This is a genomic window from Paenibacillus sp. FSL M7-1046, from assembly GCF_038007405.1.
Lineage (GTDB): Bacteria > Bacillota > Bacilli > Paenibacillales > Paenibacillaceae > Paenibacillus_AQ.
In genome coordinates this window covers 5,195,938-5,213,046 of sequence record NZ_JBBOXB010000001.1, presented here as the reverse complement: position 1 = coordinate 5,213,046, position 17,109 = coordinate 5,195,938, and the positions used below count along the sequence as shown (strand labels likewise).

Genomic DNA, 17,109 nt, shown 5'->3' with positions numbered 1-17,109 from the left:
CCCTTGTCTCGAAAAATGGGCGAGTTCACCAGTCTTGCACCTCCAATTACCGTAAACGTATGGAATGGGTCACAAGGAGCACCTCCTGAAAAATTATGTTTATTATAACATCGCCTATCCTCCATGAGCCAGTTTCAATAATCGGCTCGTCTCTTCCACGTCTTCTGGGTTCCATTCCATTCAACATTCCTCCTGAAGTCCAATTTTCGGGGCTGCCTTTGCCTTTATGGTATAATTAACCAAATAAATGCTATTATGGAGGTAATGAATATGAAAAAAAACATTTCAGTTGCATTGATTCTCGCTATTTTACTTATCTCTTTGTCAGCTTGTGCAAAAAATACCCCCACTAAATATGTAGATGCAAATGGAAAAGAGTATACATATAGTCTTGAGTTAAGCGGCACAATGCCAAATGCTGAAAAGTCGAGTAAATGGGTTATTTACACGAATGATGCTGATTTGACATTTGATGAGGCAGCAAAAAGTATATTGAGTTCTAATTCAAATGACTGGATTGATATGCATATTGTTTCAATGGAATAATATAGGACCAAGTGGAAACGGCTTTGCCGTCCCCAAAAGGACGGTATCCGTTTCAGCGAGAAATAGAAGGATAATTTATAGCGTGAAACATATAAATTCTTTTATTTCAAAAAAAGCCCGGTGATGCAGGAATTCCTGGATCACGCGAGCTTTTCATGGGTTGAAGCAGAATATGCCTTGTCTTCTATTACTCTTTCACGACCAGCTTCAGCGGTGCGGGAATCATCGGCTTCACGGTTTGCCCGTCCAGCACATCCTTTGCAGCCTGAACGGCCAACTGGCCGATTAATTCGGGCTGCTGGGCGATGGTTCCGGTCAGTTTGCCCGCCTCGATGGAATCAAGCGCGTCTTTGTTGCCGTCGAACCCGATTACGGGGATGTTTTTACCCGAGCTCTGGATCGCTTCAATCGCCCCAAGAGCCATCTCGTCATTGTGTGCGAAGACTGCCTGCACGCCCGGATTTCCTTCGATCAGGTTCTCCATGACGGTCAATCCTTTGGTGCGGTCGAAATCGGCGGTTTGCTTTGCAATAACCTCAAGCTGGGTATCCGCGATCTCATGAAATCCCTTACCCCGTTCACGGGTGGCTGATGCGCCAGGCGATCCTTCCAGCTCGATGACCTTCGCGCCTTTGCCCAGCTTCTGGACGATATATTCGGCCGCCATGGAACCGCCTTTGATGTTGTCCGAAGCGACCAGCGCTTTGACATCTCCTTTATCCGCCGAGCGGTCTAATGTAATGACGGGGATATCCAGGCTGTTCGCCGACTGGACCGCCGTCGAGATTGCCGATGAATCCACAGGATTGATCAACAACGCGTCTACCCCTTTTTGTATCAGATCCTCCACATCATTGTTCTGCTTGGCGGAGTCATTCTGCGCGTCGATAACCAGGATCTCCACCCCTTGCTTATTCGCCTCCGCCGTCACGCCGTCTTTGAGGGCCACGAAGAAGGGATTGTTCAGGGTTGAGAGAGATAAGCCGATTTTCAAATTTTGCCCGCTGCCTTCATTATTGGGCTTGGCCCATTCCGGGGGCTCCAGGGAGCAGCCGGTCATTAGCAGCAGCAGTATGGACGTCAGGACTAAAGTGATTTTTTTCATAATAGAATCCCCCTTTTATGCGGCTTTCTTGCGGTCAATCAGTACGGCTATCGCAATGACAATCCCTTTGACCACCATTTGGTAGAAAGAAGAAACGCCCAGCAGATTCAGCCCGTTGTTCAGAATCCCGATAATGAGCGCACCGATCAAGGTACCCACAATACGTCCCCGGCCCCCGGTTAAGCTGGTGCCTCCCAGTACAACGGCCGCGATAGCATCCAGCTCATAGGAGGTTCCTGCCGTTGGCTGGGCCGAATTCAACCGGGAAGTCAGAATGGCCCCGGCCAATGCCGACAGCATACCTACCAGTGAATAAATCATAATTTTGATGCGGTCTACCTTAATCCCGGAAATTATTGAAGCTTTCTCATTGCCGCCGATGGCGTAGGTCTTGCGGCCGAACGGCGTTTTGTGCAGTACGACCCACAACAGAGCAAACACGATTATCATCGTCACAGCGGGAACAGGAATGCCCAAGAAGTACCCGCGGCCAAACAATTGGAACGTCATGTTATCTCCAAGGCCCGTAATCGGGTTGCCATCCGTATAGACTAGAGTTAATCCCCGGAAGATCGTCATGGTCGCCAAGGTAGCGATGAACGGCGCCATTTTACCCTTGGTGATCATTAGGCCGTTGACCATCCCGATCACTCCACCCAATACACAGCCGCCGATAATCGCCAGTATGGGATTCCAGCCCGCCAACAGCAAGTTGGCCATGAAGGCACTGGAGAGCGCGAGAACAGAACCCACCGATAAGTCAATTCCGCCTGTCAGAATGACAAAGGTCATGCCAAAGGCGATCAGCGCGTTGATCGCAACCTGCCGGAGCAAATTCAGAATATTAAGCGGCTCCAGAAAGCTCGGGTTCAGCATGGACACGATGAGAACAAGAATAAATAACCCCAACAGCGGGCCCAACTTTTGTGTAATCTGCCCAACCCGCAAACTCTTCTTTTCTTTGCCATCCGTAATTGTTGTCATCTCTATTGCCCCCCTGTGGCTAATGTCATAATGCTTTCCTGCGTCGCTTCCTGCCGAGAGAGTTCTCCGCCGATCTCCCCTTCATGGACCACTATTATGCGGTCACTCATCCCCAGAATCTCTGGCAGTTCAGAGGAGACCATAAGGATCGCAACGCCGCGTTCGGTTAACTCGTTCATGAGCTGATAGATTTCGCGCTTCGCTCCCACGTCGACGCCGCGTGTGGGTTCATCCAGAATCAGCACGCTGAGGCCGATACCAATCCATTTGGCGATGACCACTTTCTGCTGATTGCCTCCTGAGAGCTGACGTGCCAGCGTAGATGAAGACTCCGTCTTGATTTGAAGACGCTGAATGAGCAGGTCCGCGAAATCTTTTTCCTTCTTGTCAATGATTACACCCTTGGGGGCGAAGCTGGATAAATTCGTCATTGCCATATTGTCCCGAATGGAAAAATCAAGAATCAAGCCCTCATCCTTCCGGTCCTCCGTAACGAAGCCGATACCTGCTTGCATCGCATTATGGGGATTGCGGATTGCCACTTGCTTTCCCCGAATCTTCACCTCACCGCTGTCCAGTGTATCCAGTCCGAACAACGCTCTCATGATTTCCGTCCGGCCCGATCCCATCAATCCGGAGAATCCAATAATTTCACCGGCCCGCACCGAGAAGTTAACGTCTTTAAATTTCCCCGTTTTGCAAGCATTCTTCACTTCAAGCACCACTTCTCCGGGCTGGAAGACGCGCTGAGGGAAACGGTCCGTTAATTGGCGCCCGACCATTTTCCGAACCACATCGTCAAAATCCGTGTCTGGAATGGCTTGGGTATCTATGGTTTTCCCATCCCGCATGACGGTAATCCGGTCGCATATCGTAAAGATCTCCTCCATCCGGTGCGAAATATAGACGATGGAGACGCCTTCTTTTTTGAGGGAGGCAATGACTTCGAATAATTTCTGAATTTCCCGTTCAGTCAGTGCAGCCGTGGGTTCGTCCATCACGATAACCTTGGCATGGGTCATGAGCGCCTTGGCAATCTCGATCATCTGTTTCTCCCCGACGGAACATTCCCCAGCCTCCTGGTTCAGTGGAATCGTCACGGAGAGCTTGCGGAACTGTTCGTTTGCTAACGCTTTCATTTCTTTCATATTCAATAGCCCAAGTGAAGAGATTTTTTCCTTCCCGATAAACAGGTTCTCCAGAACCGTCATATCCGGCCATACATTCAGCTCCTGGTGGATAAAGGCGATCCCGCTTCGCTCTGCTTCTCTGGGGTTGGCAAAATAGGTTTCCCGCCCATCAATGTGAATCGTTCCCTGATCCCGCTGATGAAGACCAATCAGAATGTTCATCAGCGTGGATTTGCCGGCACCATTCTCCCCCATCAGGGCATGAATCTCCCCATCCAGCAGCTCAAAATCTACCCCCGCAAGAACCGGGTTGGTGCCAAAGGACTTATAAATGTCTTTCATTGCAATGCGCATATCCCTCGAACCTCCTCCATATCAAAAATAGACGCCGGCTTGCAGGATGCAGTTCGCGTAAGGCTTCGCTTCTCCCGTGCGAACAATCACCTTGGCCTTCTGGGTCAACTGCTTGAATTGCTCATGGGTAAGCGCCTCTATCGGCGTTCCCCTGAATTTATCATTCACATATTGCGAGGTTGCTTGATTATTCACGGCCAGTTCCTCGGCCACAATCACCTTTTCGATCACCATATCCTCCGCAATGACATCGACGACCTCTTGAAAGCCGGGGACGCCCAGTTTTAGGGCCAGGTCAATCTTGAGAACGCCCGCCGGAATCGGCAGTCCGATATCTGCAATGACAATCATGTCGGTATGGCCCAGGTCGGCCAGTATTTTGGAAATATGACTGTTCAATATTCCATGTTTCTTCATAATTAAAGACTCTCCTCGACTTCAGCTCTCATGGGCATGCCGCCTTGAGCGCCGAATTTTGTTACGGATAAAGACGCTGCACGATTCGCGAACTTCACGCTGTCCGGGATGGAGCTGCCTTCGGCCAGAGCCACGGCAAATGCGGCGTTGAACGTATCTCCAGCTCCAGTTGTATCTATAGCCTCCACTTGATAAGTGGGCACCAGCACCTCGCGCTCTCCATCGTAATACCGCACGCCGCTGCTACCCTCCGTTATGAATAGCTTGCCCGGAAACTTCCGTAAAGCTTCTGCTTTATCCATCCCGCTGAACAAAATGGAGCATTCGTGTTGATTCGGCGTAAGATAGGCAGCCTTTTCGATCACCGCTTCACTAAGCGGGCGGGCAGGCGCTGGATTGAGCAGCAAGGGCACATTGATTCTCTGGCAGAGGCTGCTAACATACGATACCGTTTCCTCCGGAATTTCCTGCTGCACCAGGACCATATCGGCGCTTCGGATGGCGTCCAGTGCCCGTTCGACCAGAGCAGGTGTGACGTGATCATTTGCACCTTTGACCACGATAATGCTGTTGTCCCCCTCAGCTAAAACGATGTGGGCTGTTCCGCTCTCTACATGTGTAACCGGTTCCACATTGGTGGTAATAACGCCATTTCTTTTAAAATTGTCCATGATCGCTTTGCCGTAAAAATCGTCCCCGATACAGCCGATCATCGTTACCTCAGCACCCAGCCGTGCGGCGGCAACCGCTTGGTTCGCACCCTTGCCTCCCGGAACGGTGGTGAAGCGGTCTCCTAGAACCGTTTCACCAACTTGAGGCCGTTTGGAAGCGGTTACCACCAAATCCATGGAACAGCTTCCAATTACACAAATCTTAGCCATATCTTTCACCCTTTCTTACTGGTTTCCATTCTGCTCCGGGTAGTTTCCCGCTCGATGAAGCTGACCGGCAACTGAATGATCTTATCTTCCACCTGATCCTGCTCAATGAGCTGAATCAATAATCGGGCGGCCTCACTGCCCATGTCACGTGCAGGCTGGCGGATAGTTGATAAAGATGGCGACATCAGACTGCTGAGCGGAATATCGTCAAAGCCGATAATCTGAACGTCCTCCGGTACGGTTTTGCCCAGCCGGTGAGCTTCATGAAGAACCGCTGTGGCCACAATATCATTACTGGCGATCACGCCGTCTGTATCCAAAAACCGTTCAAACAGCTCGGTCGCCCATTGCTCTGCTTCGGTATAGGAAAAGGATGAAGTCCGGATCACATTGTAGCTGATCCCCATTTCTTCAAGCGCTTCGGCCGCGCCCTGAAACCGGTCCTGCGCCGGCTTGACATGGGCCGGTCCTTGGATAATGGTAATCCGGCTGCTGCCTCTTGCGACCATTTCCTGAGCGGCGAGACGTCCGCCCTTCCGGCCATCCGCGTAAACGGAAGGACTGTCATTGGAAGTACGGTCCAGGAAGACGACCGGAATATTCATTTCCAGATAAGCCCCGCTGTCGGGAAAATTCGTTGAAGATATCACACCTACAACATTATTCTGTACAAAAGTGCGGATATAATCCAGCTCTTTCTCCTCATTCTCGTCACTATTGCCAAAAATAATCCGGTACCCATTCTCTTGCATGTAATCTTCGATACCGCGTGCCAACTGTGGAAAAAAAGGGTTGGTAATATCCGGCAGCAGTAAACCGATTAACTTGGATTTGCGTTTGTATAAAGACCGGGCCACTTCATTGGGGGAATAATTGCTTTGCCGGATCGCCGCCTCTACCTTTTTGCGGGTATCGATGTTGACATAACCTGATTCATTGATCACCCGTGAAACCGTAGCCACCGAAACGCCGGCAATTTTGGCGACATCCTTAATTGTAATCATGGACTGCTCTCACTCCCTCATGTGTGTAACCGGTTACATGTTTTACATTTACAGGTTAGCATATCCCGATTTGATTTACAAGCACCAAAAAAAGGCACTTGCACGAAGCAAGTACCTCATACTTAGCGCCCCTGTGGAATACGGTCTGGGTGATAGGTCTGGGTTCAAATCCACAACATCACCCAGCCATGTTCGCAACGGCATACCGCAGCAGCTGCTCACGCGTATCTAGCGGAATGTCCTGAGGCTCATCCACCAGAGCATGCGGGTTCACCTCTATCTCTTCTCCAGCTTCTGCCTTTAAACGGGCAATCTCTTTAATGGTATCTACAGGACTGGAGTGACTTCCCAGCAAATGAGAGGTTAACCGCTCCGTCAACTCTTGCGGATTCTCCATCTTAAAGCACAGCTTCCCTTCTGTCAGCCGGATCTGCGACTCATACTGATCTCTTTGATCGGTAACGGTCCATCCCGGCCAAGCTGTGCGAATCTGCTGCAACAGAGTCCCCGCATCCGGGGCATACCAGATATCTATCGTTCGTGCCAGCAAATCCAGGTGGAAGCCTTGATCTGGTGTCTCTTTCGGCCATTCGTTTAAGTCCAATTCTGTGCTGCCTTCCGATTTATTAAGCAATTCTACCAGCGAAGGCCCCTGCAATAGATAATCTTCCAGCTCCGATTGTACCGGGTATAGCCGCAGTTCCCCATCCAGATAAACCACGCTTGCCACCGTTCGGACCCAGCCGTCCCTGGATTCAGGCACCAGCGCTAATGGTGTAATGGTCCTACTCACTTCACTGATGAGTTCTTCCACCGGATAACCCACATAAGCTGCCATGTCCAATATCCCGGAAGAAGCCCATTCAATGGTCCATCCCGGCCATAAGGGCTGCATCATCTTCAATAGATGCCGGCGCAGCGGAATCTCATAATGCTCGTCTTCTCCGCCGTACCACAATAATTGCCGGTGATCCAAATCCACACATGCACAGCCTTCCGCCCATGCATTGTCCAGCCAACCCTCTGCTGGTTCCTGCTGTTCAATAAAAGCCACAGCCGCTTCCGGCCCCCAGAACAAATCATTTGGAAGAGTAATTGCGCACCAATGGCTGTAGTACAAAGAGTAATTACCTTCCCGAATAATCATGAGATTGGCCCGATGTCCCATACTCTACCTCCTAGTGAATTAATGCAGTTTCTCCGATCTCAACTACCTCAGCGATGTTAATTCTTTGTGCACTTTTTCGCTTGATATATTATTCGGCTTAACTACCTCTTTCCCCTCTGAGGTTAATAGAATGATCCTGAATTGGGCGGGAATTCGCGCACAAAGTTGCTCGGAAAACGTAGCTATAACAGCAGCAGCAAACCGCCCTCCAGCTTAATGATCCTTGGCATAATTCAAACCTAAGCGGTAAGCTTGGTTCAGCAGCATTTCGAAATGACCGGGATTTGAATCCATGGTCTCATATAAGAATTCAACCTTGGAATTGGAAACACCGCAATAATCTGCAATTCCTACATTCAGCAGATGAGTAATCGTTTCATCATAGTTACGCTTTTTCATCTGTTCTTTCGAAACGCCAGCCAAACCAATCCACAAGACATGCTGATGATGAAGGTGGTTCGAACCGTATGCAAACCCATTGTTCCATACACGGTCAATATACCCCTTTAGCATAGCCGGCAAATGCCACCACCAAAGTGGAAAAATAAATGCCAAAGCATCATGCTCCTTCATCCGTCTTATTTCCATTTCTACTTCAGGGGAAAAGGACTGTTCCGCAACTAACCAATCGGGTTCATCTGCTCCTTTTAAAACAGGGTCAAAACCAATCCCGTGCAAATCCAATATCTCGTAGTCGTGGCCAGCCTCGGCAAGACCTTGTACGAAACGACCAGTCACCTGAAAGGTCAAGGAATCTTTTCTCGGGTGTGAAACAACGATTAATACTTTCATGCTTGTATCTTCACTACCTTTCTTGAGCAGCTGACTTCTAGCCATGATCAATGGCTGATGCTATTATAAACAGTAGGAAAATGATCTGGAAGTACGCACTTTTAAGTTCTATAGGAAGATACAGGTGCCATAGGAACATGGAAGTACCCTAGGCAGATTCCCTAGAAACTGACCTGAGTAACAGATTGAAGTGATTGGTTCTTCTCAGCAAACCTAGCCTTTTTAACGGAGGATTAAGAGATGACTGAACAGATGAAAAATAGCGTTCAAAAGAAGTATCAAGTTGGAGTGGAAGCGGCTTTAGAAGTAATGGGAGGAAAATGGAAGCCTTTAATTATCTACCATTTGATGACAGGACGGAAACGAACGTCTGAGCTTCGTCGGTTAATACCCGGCATTACTCAAAAAATGCTGACCACTCAGCTCAGAGGCCTGGAAAAGGATAAGATTGTTACACGAAAGGTTTATAAGGAGATCCCCCCTAAAGTGGAGTATGAGTTAACGCACTACGGCTGGGGATTAAAACCCGCGCTAGACCATTTATGCTATTGGGGAGAGGATCACCTGGAAAAGATTCATGGAGACAAATCCAAGGTTTTGGAAGAATTCCAAGAGTGACGTAGCCACTGCGGAGAGGGGGGGCCTCCGATCAATCTTTAAAGGGTCTCCCCTCCGTTTCTGTTACGTTTGCCAGCCAACCTAAGTAGTAATGTTCATCCAGCTTATCGAGACATGCTTCATTCTGATCCGCTCTATTCAGCAATCTGCGTAAAAAAGACCCTTCCCGGGAAGAGTCTCTGTCAGGTTGATTCATTAATCCCAATTATTAAAAACTATCTCTTTAAGTACTTGTGGTTTCCAATATATAATCTGCTTCAGTTCATCTTGGTTCAGGTTTTGAATCATCTCTTCATTAACTCTCATTTCAAGATCCTCAAGCCCTAATATGCGATAAATATCGCAGCGATCATTACTTTCAAATTGCTCTCTGCATCGAGAAAAGGTATTAATATAATATGTATTATCAATAAATTCAATATTTCCATTTCTATATTTGCTTGCAAATGCTACGAAAGGATATTGTTTGTTCATGATTATATACACCTTACCAGATGCCTTAGCCAGTTCTCCAACGTAGTAATTTGAAGTGTAAAAAATCTCTACAACATTAACTATATCCAACTCTAATTCTTCTGAAAATTGGTGACAGAAGACTTTAAATTCTTTATCCGTAATTTTTGTTGTGGCTAAACTCTTGCCAAATCCCGTAATACCTTCCGGAAGGATCATACTTGATTCTCCAATTTGTCCTTTACTCGTTCAATAAAATTAAGCAACTGCGACTGCTCTCTTCGTTCTGCTATCATCGAATCCATTACTTCTACTGTCACATCACGGCCTCCACTTAAATTCGTAAATAGCGAACCAATGGTATAAATCGGCCCCCACGGTATGCCCCACCATCCGAACAATACACTAATTAACGTGAATTTGAGCCCTGTACCAACTGAACCCATTCTTGGTTCTATGTAATAGATTGACGAACTCTTCCGGAAGGTCATGAAGATGATGGATATACAATATGTATACACGACAAATTTCCCGCCTTGTTCAACCTCCTGCTCTAATGTATCCCAAGGGAGTCCCCCCAGGCCAATAATATCCATCTTACAATTCCCTCCATATGTATGAATAGTTGCAATATTCTTTTGCAGAGTGATTGTAACATAGATTCCACAAATTGTAATCGAACAATAGTCACGTTCCTAACTAAAGAAAACCACGCCATTTCGGCATGATTTCCTTTTCGAGCTATGCAGATAGGACTGTCACATCATTTACGGTTGGAGTGGGATGGTCATTTCCAAATCCTTCAGATATGTGCGCTCTCCCAGATTTTCAATCCCTGGAAGAATATTGCCCTTGCTGTCTTTCTTTTGCCCCACAATACTAAAGTCATCATTCTTCACGGTCAATGTAAATGGTTTGATTGTTACCGTTTTAGGTGTAGCGGCAAATGGAGCATACAATTCATTAACGTGATACGAAGTTTCCGGTTTGCTGTTGAAGAACCCGAATCTGTATGGGTCAAAGGCATTTCCCTGATCATCAACAATCTCATAGTACACTTTACTTGCACTGTAGTCGCCTGACTGCTCCTTAGACTGTGGAACCTCACCCTGGCTGTCCAAGATCAGACGGGTGGAGACTGGGGAAACAAACAATTCCTTGACGGTATAACTAAAAGATCCATCCGATTTGGAGATGTCCGGCTTGACCACAAGTGCATTGTCGTCCAACTTTACAGGTACCTTGAATTCATAAGTTTCATTAACCTTAGCGATTTTAGCCTGAATCGTCAGATCGAATTGGTCAGGCAGATTCAAACCATGTGTCAATTCGACCATATAAGCATTCTCATGAAATGGCACATCACCAAAACCACCTGAGCTGAACTTGATCTCCTGCCCGTCAGCAAGCAGAACCGGAGGTTCAAATTTTGGTCTCGGATCATTCACATCTGCACCTTCGTGTTCCAGCACGAAAGATAGACGTGTACCATCATACAGCAGATTGCCCAGCTTCAGAGTGATTCCGTCATGAGTCACGCTTTGTCCAGGTTCGGATAGAATTCCTTGCGCAATAGCGGTCTCTACCGCTTGATGGCTCGTTCCTTCATAAATGATGCCAAGGCCCGGAATCTGCTTTAGAGTTTCTGCCATGACCGGTGATACAAATCCTGCGCCGATCGTACCTGCACCAAGTACTCCTGCAATTGATGCTGCAATTGCGGTTTTTTTGAAGACACTGGATTTTGAATTCGAAGTTCTAGTTCTTCTGTTCATATCATGCTCCCCAATCTTGTTCATAATGTAACTGCTCAGTTCCCGCTTTGGCAAAGCGGATTCACGAATTATTTGTTCAATGGCATCCATCTCAGTATGTTCTGTTTGCTTCGGCAATTGTCCCATGTACTCTCTCTCCTTTGTGGCCTATGCGTTCCATTAGCTTTTTGCGCAGCCGTTCATATTTTTTTCTGACCGTAGCGGTCTTGAGTCCCATAATTCCACTTATCTCCTCAAAGGTGTACTGTTCTACCGCTTTTAGAAGCAGGATATGACGTTCTTCCGTTGTGAGATAGGCCATAAGTTCGTAGATCACCGAATCTTGCCGGGAGATGTACATCTGTGACTGCTCGTCTTTGCAATGTTCAACCAGCCTAAGCCAACGACCTTGTTTCTTCTTCATGTTGATCAAATGATGGTAGGCCAGCTTGTAAAGCCAAGCCGAAAAAGAAATACTGCTACTGTAGTGATGAAGGTTCTGATAGGCGCGGATAAAGATTTCCTGCACGGCATCTTCTGTTTCTGTATGATTTTTTAGAATATAGAAACAATAGGTATACATTTGCCGCTCAAACTGATGAATGATAATTTCGTAGGAATGCTTGTCTCCTGCTCTGACTGCTTCCACAGCCTTCTCGATCATTTTCTTCCTATCATCCTCTTCCCCGGGGATGGTTGGCTGCACAATCTCACCTCCTTCCGTATGTTTACCTATATAACAATCCCGAAGCATGATTTTGTGACACGATCAGGTGATTTCTTCTATTTCTTTCAAGCTTAAGAAAAAGACCCTTCCTGTGAAGAGTCTAATTAGGATCGTATGTTCACAGCAAATTATCTTCATACACCGTAATGTATAACATATTTCTGTGCAGCAATCGCCTTCCTTAATAATGTCATTAAATCTGTTAGTTCCATTGATGCGGCTGATCTTCTATCTTTTGCAACAATGCTATAGAAAGCTTCTAATGATTCAGGCGGAATTAACGTGACTCCCCACCTCGCAAGCGCAAAATCCGGTCTGCTATAGGAGTGGAAGTAGGTTCTAATTAAAGTCAGATCGCTCCACCAATCATTCAGGATATCATCATCAATTGCCACACAATGATATTTCATAGGTTCATAGCAGACAGCATAATCCTTATCTTTCTCAAAATCATCTATGATACCGAATTCCGCCACGCAAGGCATAGGACTACCTCCTTTTCAAATCTCCTTAATACTCAATTTCCGCCGTGTGCCACATTCGCTCTACGATCAAGCCTATTTCGTGAAGCACAGAATCACTCCGTTTATCTTTCGGATACCCAAAATACAGATCAATCTCAAGATCAATGCCGTTCCAGACACGCAGCTTATTGTTCTCGGCAAAACGCATTGCAATCGGCTCCGCCAGCAGCGAGCAGCCGGTCTCCCGCCCGACCAAATCCCCGATCAGCGATTCGTCATCGACATACATGATTTTGAGCGGAAGCAGATTATGCTGCAGGAAATAATCAATGGATTGTTTATAGAAGGGACAACCCTGTGTCGTCCAGATCCATGGCTTCTGAGTAAAATACTCCAACGTTAACTCCCCTTCAGGCATAGCCCAACTGTTAGGGTAGACAACAACCATCCTGAAGGAATGCAGTTTGATCGAATGTACGGACGGATGTCCGGCAGTTCCATAGTAAAAACCCGCGCTTATCCGGGAGCTGGTCACATCCTTTAAGAAATCTTCACTTTTGATGTCCATAAAATGCAGCTCTACTTGCGGCAAACTCTCCGAGATGAACTCAATCAATGGTTTGATTTGAAGAACCTGCCCGTCTGTATTCAATCCAATCCGAATAGGTTCCGTTGAATTTGTCAGCAAATCACTTGCTTTATATTGAAAATCGTGAATGGATGCGAGTATTTTCTGCGCTTCCGGCAGTAGCTGTGAACCTTTTTCCGTAAGGACCATCCCTCTGGAGGTTCGGTAAAAAAGTGCAAAACCCAGCTCGTTCTCCAGAGCTTTCAGCTGCGCGCTTGTTGCCGGTTGGCTCGTGTTGAGCTGTGCTGCCGCTTCGGTTAAGTTGCCTGTCCGGGCGATCTCGACAAAGCTCTTTAATTGGTACAGTTCCATAGCTCCCCCCCCCTTTAGTTGCTGTTAAATAAACCATTCGTTTTTCCGATGGACTTCATCCGAACATACAATTGGACGGCGCGATTCGGATGAACTATAGTAACTCCAGAATGACTGACAAGGAGTGTGCAATAATGTCTCTATTCATTGCCATGTGCTTTTTTTCATTAACCATGTCGATTTCTCCAGGTCCGGTGAACATGACAATTCTGTCTACGGGAGTCAATTACGGATTCAAGCGTTCTATCCCGTTGGTGTCCGGCGCAACCGTAGGCTTTACGCTCTTGCTAATCGCCGTTGGACTTGGAATATCCAATCTCGTAGCCCAAGCTCCGGTATTCTATCAGTTACTAAGATACGCGGGCGCAGGGTACATGAGTTATATTGGCTACAAAATAATGGTATCCCGTCCAGAGATCGAATTCAAGGAGGAGCGGCTCCCACATTACCGTCATGGCTTGCTCATGCAGTGGCTCAATCCCAAGGCTTGGATCGCTTGCCTTTCCGGTGTTTCGGCCTTTGGGTTAAATGATTCCTATTCTTCCCTGCTTGTTTTTGTATGTATCTATTTCCTGATTTGCTATCTTTCGCTTACCGCCTGGGCCCTTCTGGGCTCAAAACTGCAATTTCTCACCAAAGTGAAGAACGGGATTAAAGTGTTTAACCTGGTAATGGGAGGATCATTGATTATAGTAGCAGTTTATCTGATGTTCACGAAATAGCATGGCTTCAACTTTTAACACTTCAGCCCTCATATAGACCTCTTTAGCTTGTTAAGAGAATTATACTGTGAATAGTCAAATCCAGTAATTGACATGAATTTTACATAATAAGGTTTCATTTCTCTTAAATCCTTCTTCCAATCTAGTTGATTTTGAGCGCTTCCATGTAATAGAATGGACTAATTAAAAAGAAAAGGATGCGCATAACCGATGCGGTTGAAGAAACCACGTACACTCAGTAAAAGATCCATATTATTTTTCTCACTGATTATGCTTGCCAAAAGCTATTTTGCTTGGTATTACTTGTTCGAAGACGGGCCAACCTGGACTACATGGTTCAAAGAAATTCCTTTTGTGCTATTAATCTTCTGCTTGATCGAATGGTTCGCTACGAAACGTAAAATAGCCATCTACATGTTTGTGAATTTGCTCATTACCGTTTTGTTCTTCTCTTTGATTGTATATCATAATCATTTTGGTATTATTGCTACCTCTCAGGTCATCGGCCAGGCGAAACAGGTGGGAGCCGTGAAGAAAAGTATTTTTTCGGTCATGCACCCTCAATATATGCTTATTTTTCTGGATATCATTATCATTACTTTTGTTATGTTTAGCCGAAAGAAAGCAGTCGCCTGGAAAAAAGCCATGTCACGCCGAAGTAACCGCAAAGTGGTGGCTGCCTTGTTCTGTGTTTCTTTCGCGATCTGTGTAATGAATATTTTTCCGAACCAGGCCAGTATGAATGAAACCATCCAGGCTGAGCAAATGGGAATTCTCAACTATGAAGCCTACGCCCTGCTTGCAGAGCGTGAAGAAGAGCTTATTGAGCTCTCCAAAATTAATCAATCCGTCATTGATCAAACTAAAGGCATTGAGGCTCAATCTAATCCGCTCTTGTTCGGAGCCGCCAAAGGAAAGAACCTGATTATTATTCAAATGGAGTCTTTTCAGAACTTCCTGATTAACTTGTCGATTGACGGGCAGGAAATCACTCCGAATCTGAACAAGCTTGCCGCCGGGAATTTCTATTTCCCCCGTTTCTACCAGCAGGTTGGACAAGGCAACACTTCCGATGCTGAATTTATCGTGAACACTTCCTTTTATGTACCACCGAATGGTCCAGCTACTGATATATATGCTCCCAAAGAGCTTCCAAGCTTACCTAAGCTACTCCAGGCGCAGGGTTATGATACAGCAACCTTCCATACGAATGAAGTTGACTTTTGGAACCGCGGGGAGCTTTATGAGGCATTAGGATTCGACCGCTTTTATGACAAATCTTACTTCGGCGAAGATGACACCGTCTTCTACGGGGCGTCCGATGAAGTTCTTTACAAGAAGACATCGCAAGAGCTGGCCCGAATGGACCAAAGCGCTCAACCTTTCTATTCACATGTAATCTCCATGTCCTCTCATAATCCGTTCTCGATTCCTGAAAGCAAATACAAAATGACATTGCCGGAACGATTCGAAGGAACGCTCGTTGGCGATTATATTCGTGCTCAGAATTACGCGGATTACGCGCTTGGACAGTTTATCGACGAACTAAAGCAGAACGGCGTATGGGATAACAGCTTAATCGCATTATATGGTGATCATCGGGGACTTCCTATTTTCTCACTTAAGGATGAGGATAAAGTCTTACTTGAGGAAATTCTGAACCATGAATATACGGAACGCGATTTGATTAATATTCCGTTAATCATAGCTTCTAAGGGGATTACGACTCCAACCGTAAAGGATCAATTAGGCGGACAGGTTGACATTTTACCTACGGTATCCAATTTATTAGGGGTAACGTTAGATAACCATATTCATTTTGGACAGGATCTGTTAAATGAATCCGCCTATAACCTGCTGCCTCAACGCTATTATTTACCTACCGGATCTTTCGTGAATAACGAAGAGCTTTTCTTATCCGGCAGCGGGTTTGAAGACGGCCAACATTATACTTTATCCGGAGATGGCGCTAAACCGCTTCAATCCACAGAAGATGAGTTCAATCGTGCCCTGGAGCTCCTCCGGCTGTCAGACAGTTATGTGACGCAATTACCTGATAGAGAAGTTGCCGAAGTAGAACAGTAGGCACAACCCTTACAGCAAGGACAGCCCTACATAGCTCATTCAACCCCACCGTTATTAAACGGTGGGTTTTTTTGTAGGCACTTAACCCAATCAGCTGAATAATATGTCTTGAAAAGACAAATTAACGGATGAATGAGGGAAGCCTAATGGAACATTGGATTAGAGTAGAACCGCAGGTGAATGTATATGTAAATGATATCAACCCGCTAGGCAGGAAAACGATATTGTTCATCCATGGCTGGCCTGCGAACCACAAGATGTTCGAATATCAGTACAATCGTCTGGTGCCCATGGGATATCGCTGTATCGGAATGGATATGCGGGGATTCGGGAATTCGGATAAACCTCTGAGCGGATACGACTACAATCGGTTAGCGGATGATATCCGGTGTGTTATCGGGGCCTTAGGGCTTCGGGACATTACACTCGCGGGACACTCCACCGGAGGAGCTGTAACTATACGTTATATGGCCCGCCACAACGGGTATGGGGTGTCCAAACTTGCGCTTTTCGCCTCGGCTGCTCCCAGCCTGATTCAGCGGCCCGGTTTTCCTTATGGCACCACAAAAGAAGCTATAGATCAGATCATTCAAGCGACCTATCAGGATCGGCCCAAGATGCTGCATGACTTCGGAGAACAATTCTTCTATCAAAAAGTATCGCAGCCGTTCTCGGACTGGTTCTTCCAATTAGGACTGCAGGCAGCGAGCTGGTCCACTATAGCCGTCTCCAACGCCTGGCTCGCCGAAGTATTATTTCAGGATCTCCCAAAAATACAGGTCCCTACTTTGATTCTTCATGGCATCCATGATCAAGTTTGTTACTACCCTTTGGCTGTGGTGCAGCATCAAGGGATAAAGAATTCTGTGCTTGTGCCATTCGAGAATAGCGGCCACGGATTGTTCTATGACGAATGCGAAAAATTCAACCGGGAACTATCCAGGTTTGTCGGGTAGCCTAAATAA

The 17,109-nt window shown here is 46.5% G+C and carries 19 protein-coding genes; 5 read left to right on the top strand and 14 right to left on the bottom strand.

Features of this window, described 5'->3' with window-relative positions; genetic code table 11:
* Nucleotides 1–270 precede the first annotated feature (270 nt).
* Nucleotides 271–546, top strand: coding sequence for a hypothetical protein (locus NYE29_RS23080; RefSeq protein WP_340897671.1), 276 nt, complete (start codon nt 271–273; stop codon nt 544–546).
* Between the two features lie 187 nt (nt 547–733).
* Here NYE29_RS23080 and rbsB read toward each other — a convergent pair whose 3' ends face one another.
* From rbsB to NYE29_RS23040, 8 genes are all read right to left on the bottom strand, one after another.
* A complete protein-coding gene (gene rbsB, locus NYE29_RS23075) occupies nt 734–1,651 on the bottom strand; it encodes a ribose ABC transporter substrate-binding protein RbsB (protein WP_340897670.1) in 918 nt (305 codons plus the stop codon).
* A gap of 15 nt (nt 1,652–1,666) precedes the next feature.
* Nucleotides 1,667–2,635, bottom strand: coding sequence for a ribose ABC transporter permease RbsC (rbsC, locus tag NYE29_RS23070; protein ID WP_340897669.1), 969 nt, complete (start codon nt 2,633–2,635; stop codon nt 1,667–1,669).
* A 2-nt stretch (nt 2,636–2,637) separates the two neighbouring features.
* Complete coding sequence (locus NYE29_RS23065; protein ID WP_340897668.1) at nt 2,638–4,119, bottom strand: sugar ABC transporter ATP-binding protein; 1,482 nt, start codon at nt 4,117–4,119, stop codon at nt 2,638–2,640.
* Nucleotides 4,120–4,140: 21 nt separating this feature from the next.
* Entirely contained in the window at nt 4,141–4,536 is a 396-nt protein-coding gene (gene rbsD, locus NYE29_RS23060) for a D-ribose pyranase (RefSeq protein ID WP_076112477.1), read from the bottom strand.
* Between the two features lie 2 nt (nt 4,537–4,538).
* Nucleotides 4,539–5,417 carry a ribokinase gene (rbsK, locus tag NYE29_RS23055; RefSeq protein WP_340897667.1) on the bottom strand — a complete coding sequence of 293 codons (879 nt, stop codon included), beginning with the start codon at nt 5,415–5,417 and terminating at the stop codon, nt 4,539–4,541.
* Nucleotides 5,418–5,422: 5 nt separating this feature from the next.
* Nucleotides 5,423–6,421, bottom strand: coding sequence for a LacI family DNA-binding transcriptional regulator (locus NYE29_RS23050; protein WP_076112475.1), 999 nt, complete (start codon nt 6,419–6,421; stop codon nt 5,423–5,425).
* A gap of 178 nt (nt 6,422–6,599) precedes the next feature.
* On the bottom strand, nt 6,600–7,589 hold the full coding sequence (locus NYE29_RS23045) for a hypothetical protein (protein ID WP_340897665.1): 990 nt from the start codon (nt 7,587–7,589) through the stop codon (nt 6,600–6,602).
* 213 nt (nt 7,590–7,802) lie between these two features.
* A complete protein-coding gene (locus NYE29_RS23040; RefSeq protein WP_340899778.1) occupies nt 7,803–8,381 on the bottom strand; it encodes an NAD(P)H oxidoreductase in 579 nt (192 codons plus the stop codon).
* 240 nt (nt 8,382–8,621) lie between these two features.
* Between NYE29_RS23040 and NYE29_RS23035 the strand changes: the two genes are divergently transcribed.
* The gene (locus tag NYE29_RS23035; protein ID WP_038593935.1) at nt 8,622–8,999 is read left to right on the top strand and encodes a winged helix-turn-helix transcriptional regulator; all 378 of its coding nucleotides are present in this window, start codon (nt 8,622–8,624) and stop codon (nt 8,997–8,999) included.
* Between the two features lie 195 nt (nt 9,000–9,194).
* Here NYE29_RS23035 and NYE29_RS23030 read toward each other — a convergent pair whose 3' ends face one another.
* The 6 genes from NYE29_RS23030 to NYE29_RS23005 all read right to left on the bottom strand — a co-directional run bounded on the left by NYE29_RS23030 (nt 9,195) and on the right by NYE29_RS23005 (nt 13,337).
* On the bottom strand, nt 9,195–9,671 hold the full coding sequence (locus NYE29_RS23030; protein ID WP_076112471.1) for a hypothetical protein: 477 nt from the start codon (nt 9,669–9,671) through the stop codon (nt 9,195–9,197).
* The gene (locus NYE29_RS23025; RefSeq protein ID WP_076112470.1) at nt 9,668–10,048 is read right to left on the bottom strand and encodes a hypothetical protein; all 381 of its coding nucleotides are present in this window, start codon (nt 10,046–10,048) and stop codon (nt 9,668–9,670) included. Before NYE29_RS23025 ends, NYE29_RS23030 begins: the two co-directional genes overlap by 4 nt.
* 171 nt (nt 10,049–10,219) lie before the next feature.
* Nucleotides 10,220–11,353: a DUF4179 domain-containing protein gene (locus NYE29_RS23020; protein ID WP_340897662.1), complete on the bottom strand. Its 1,134-nt coding sequence runs from the start codon at nt 11,351–11,353 to the stop codon at nt 10,220–10,222.
* Nucleotides 11,319–11,912: an RNA polymerase sigma factor gene (locus tag NYE29_RS23015; protein ID WP_340897661.1), complete on the bottom strand. Its 594-nt coding sequence runs from the start codon at nt 11,910–11,912 to the stop codon at nt 11,319–11,321. The genes NYE29_RS23020 and NYE29_RS23015 overlap by 35 nt, the downstream gene beginning before the upstream one ends.
* A gap of 155 nt (nt 11,913–12,067) precedes the next feature.
* Nucleotides 12,068–12,418: a hypothetical protein gene (locus NYE29_RS23010; RefSeq protein WP_038593945.1), complete on the bottom strand. Its 351-nt coding sequence runs from the start codon at nt 12,416–12,418 to the stop codon at nt 12,068–12,070.
* Between the two features lie 25 nt (nt 12,419–12,443).
* Nucleotides 12,444–13,337: a LysR family transcriptional regulator gene (locus NYE29_RS23005; RefSeq protein WP_340897660.1), complete on the bottom strand. Its 894-nt coding sequence runs from the start codon at nt 13,335–13,337 to the stop codon at nt 12,444–12,446.
* Nucleotides 13,338–13,471: 134 nt separating this feature from the next.
* On the opposite strand from NYE29_RS23005, the gene NYE29_RS23000 reads away from it, so the two are divergent.
* The 3 genes from NYE29_RS23000 to NYE29_RS22990 all read left to right on the top strand — a co-directional run bounded on the left by NYE29_RS23000 (nt 13,472) and on the right by NYE29_RS22990 (nt 17,100).
* Nucleotides 13,472–14,059 carry a LysE family translocator gene (locus tag NYE29_RS23000; protein ID WP_076112466.1) on the top strand — a complete coding sequence of 196 codons (588 nt, stop codon included), beginning with the start codon at nt 13,472–13,474 and terminating at the stop codon, nt 14,057–14,059.
* Between the two features lie 210 nt (nt 14,060–14,269).
* Complete coding sequence (locus NYE29_RS22995) at nt 14,270–16,144, top strand: LTA synthase family protein (protein ID WP_340897658.1); 1,875 nt, start codon at nt 14,270–14,272, stop codon at nt 16,142–16,144.
* A 146-nt stretch (nt 16,145–16,290) separates the two neighbouring features.
* The gene (locus NYE29_RS22990; protein ID WP_340897656.1) at nt 16,291–17,100 is read left to right on the top strand and encodes an alpha/beta fold hydrolase; all 810 of its coding nucleotides are present in this window, start codon (nt 16,291–16,293) and stop codon (nt 17,098–17,100) included.
* Nucleotides 17,101–17,109 lie beyond the last annotated feature (9 nt).

Bases quoted from the DNA above. Each gene is read 5' to 3' on its own strand.
- NYE29_RS23080 (WP_340897671.1), top strand. From the start codon at position 271: ATGAAAAAAAACATTTCAGTTGCATTGATTCTCGCTATTTTACTTATC.
- rbsB (WP_340897670.1), bottom strand. From the start codon at position 1,651: ATGAAAAAAATCACTTTAGTCCTGACGTCCATACTGCTGCTGCTAATG.
- rbsC (WP_340897669.1), bottom strand. From the start codon at position 2,635: ATGACAACAATTACGGATGGCAAAGAAAAGAAGAGTTTGCGGGTTGGG.
- NYE29_RS23065 (WP_340897668.1), bottom strand. From the start codon at position 4,119: ATGCGCATTGCAATGAAAGACATTTATAAGTCCTTTGGCACCAACCCG.
- rbsD (WP_076112477.1), bottom strand. From the start codon at position 4,536: ATGAAGAAACATGGAATATTGAACAGTCATATTTCCAAAATACTGGCC.
- rbsK (WP_340897667.1), bottom strand. From the start codon at position 5,417: ATGGCTAAGATTTGTGTAATTGGAAGCTGTTCCATGGATTTGGTGGTA.
- NYE29_RS23050 (WP_076112475.1), bottom strand. From the start codon at position 6,421: ATGATTACAATTAAGGATGTCGCCAAAATTGCCGGCGTTTCGGTGGCT.
- NYE29_RS23045 (WP_340897665.1), bottom strand. From the start codon at position 7,589: ATGGGACATCGGGCCAATCTCATGATTATTCGGGAAGGTAATTACTCT.
- NYE29_RS23040 (WP_340899778.1), bottom strand. From the start codon at position 8,381: ATGAAAGTATTAATCGTTGTTTCACACCCGAGAAAAGATTCCTTGACC.
- NYE29_RS23035 (WP_038593935.1), top strand. From the start codon at position 8,622: ATGACTGAACAGATGAAAAATAGCGTTCAAAAGAAGTATCAAGTTGGA.
- NYE29_RS23030 (WP_076112471.1), bottom strand. From the start codon at position 9,671: ATGATCCTTCCGGAAGGTATTACGGGATTTGGCAAGAGTTTAGCCACA.
- NYE29_RS23025 (WP_076112470.1), bottom strand. From the start codon at position 10,048: ATGGATATTATTGGCCTGGGGGGACTCCCTTGGGATACATTAGAGCAG.
- NYE29_RS23020 (WP_340897662.1), bottom strand. From the start codon at position 11,353: ATGGGACAATTGCCGAAGCAAACAGAACATACTGAGATGGATGCCATT.
- NYE29_RS23010 (WP_038593945.1), bottom strand. From the start codon at position 12,418: ATGCCTTGCGTGGCGGAATTCGGTATCATAGATGATTTTGAGAAAGAT.
- NYE29_RS23005 (WP_340897660.1), bottom strand. From the start codon at position 13,337: ATGGAACTGTACCAATTAAAGAGCTTTGTCGAGATCGCCCGGACAGGC.
- NYE29_RS23000 (WP_076112466.1), top strand. From the start codon at position 13,472: ATGTCTCTATTCATTGCCATGTGCTTTTTTTCATTAACCATGTCGATT.
- NYE29_RS22995 (WP_340897658.1), top strand. From the start codon at position 14,270: ATGCGGTTGAAGAAACCACGTACACTCAGTAAAAGATCCATATTATTT.
- NYE29_RS22990 (WP_340897656.1), top strand. From the start codon at position 16,291: ATGGAACATTGGATTAGAGTAGAACCGCAGGTGAATGTATATGTAAAT.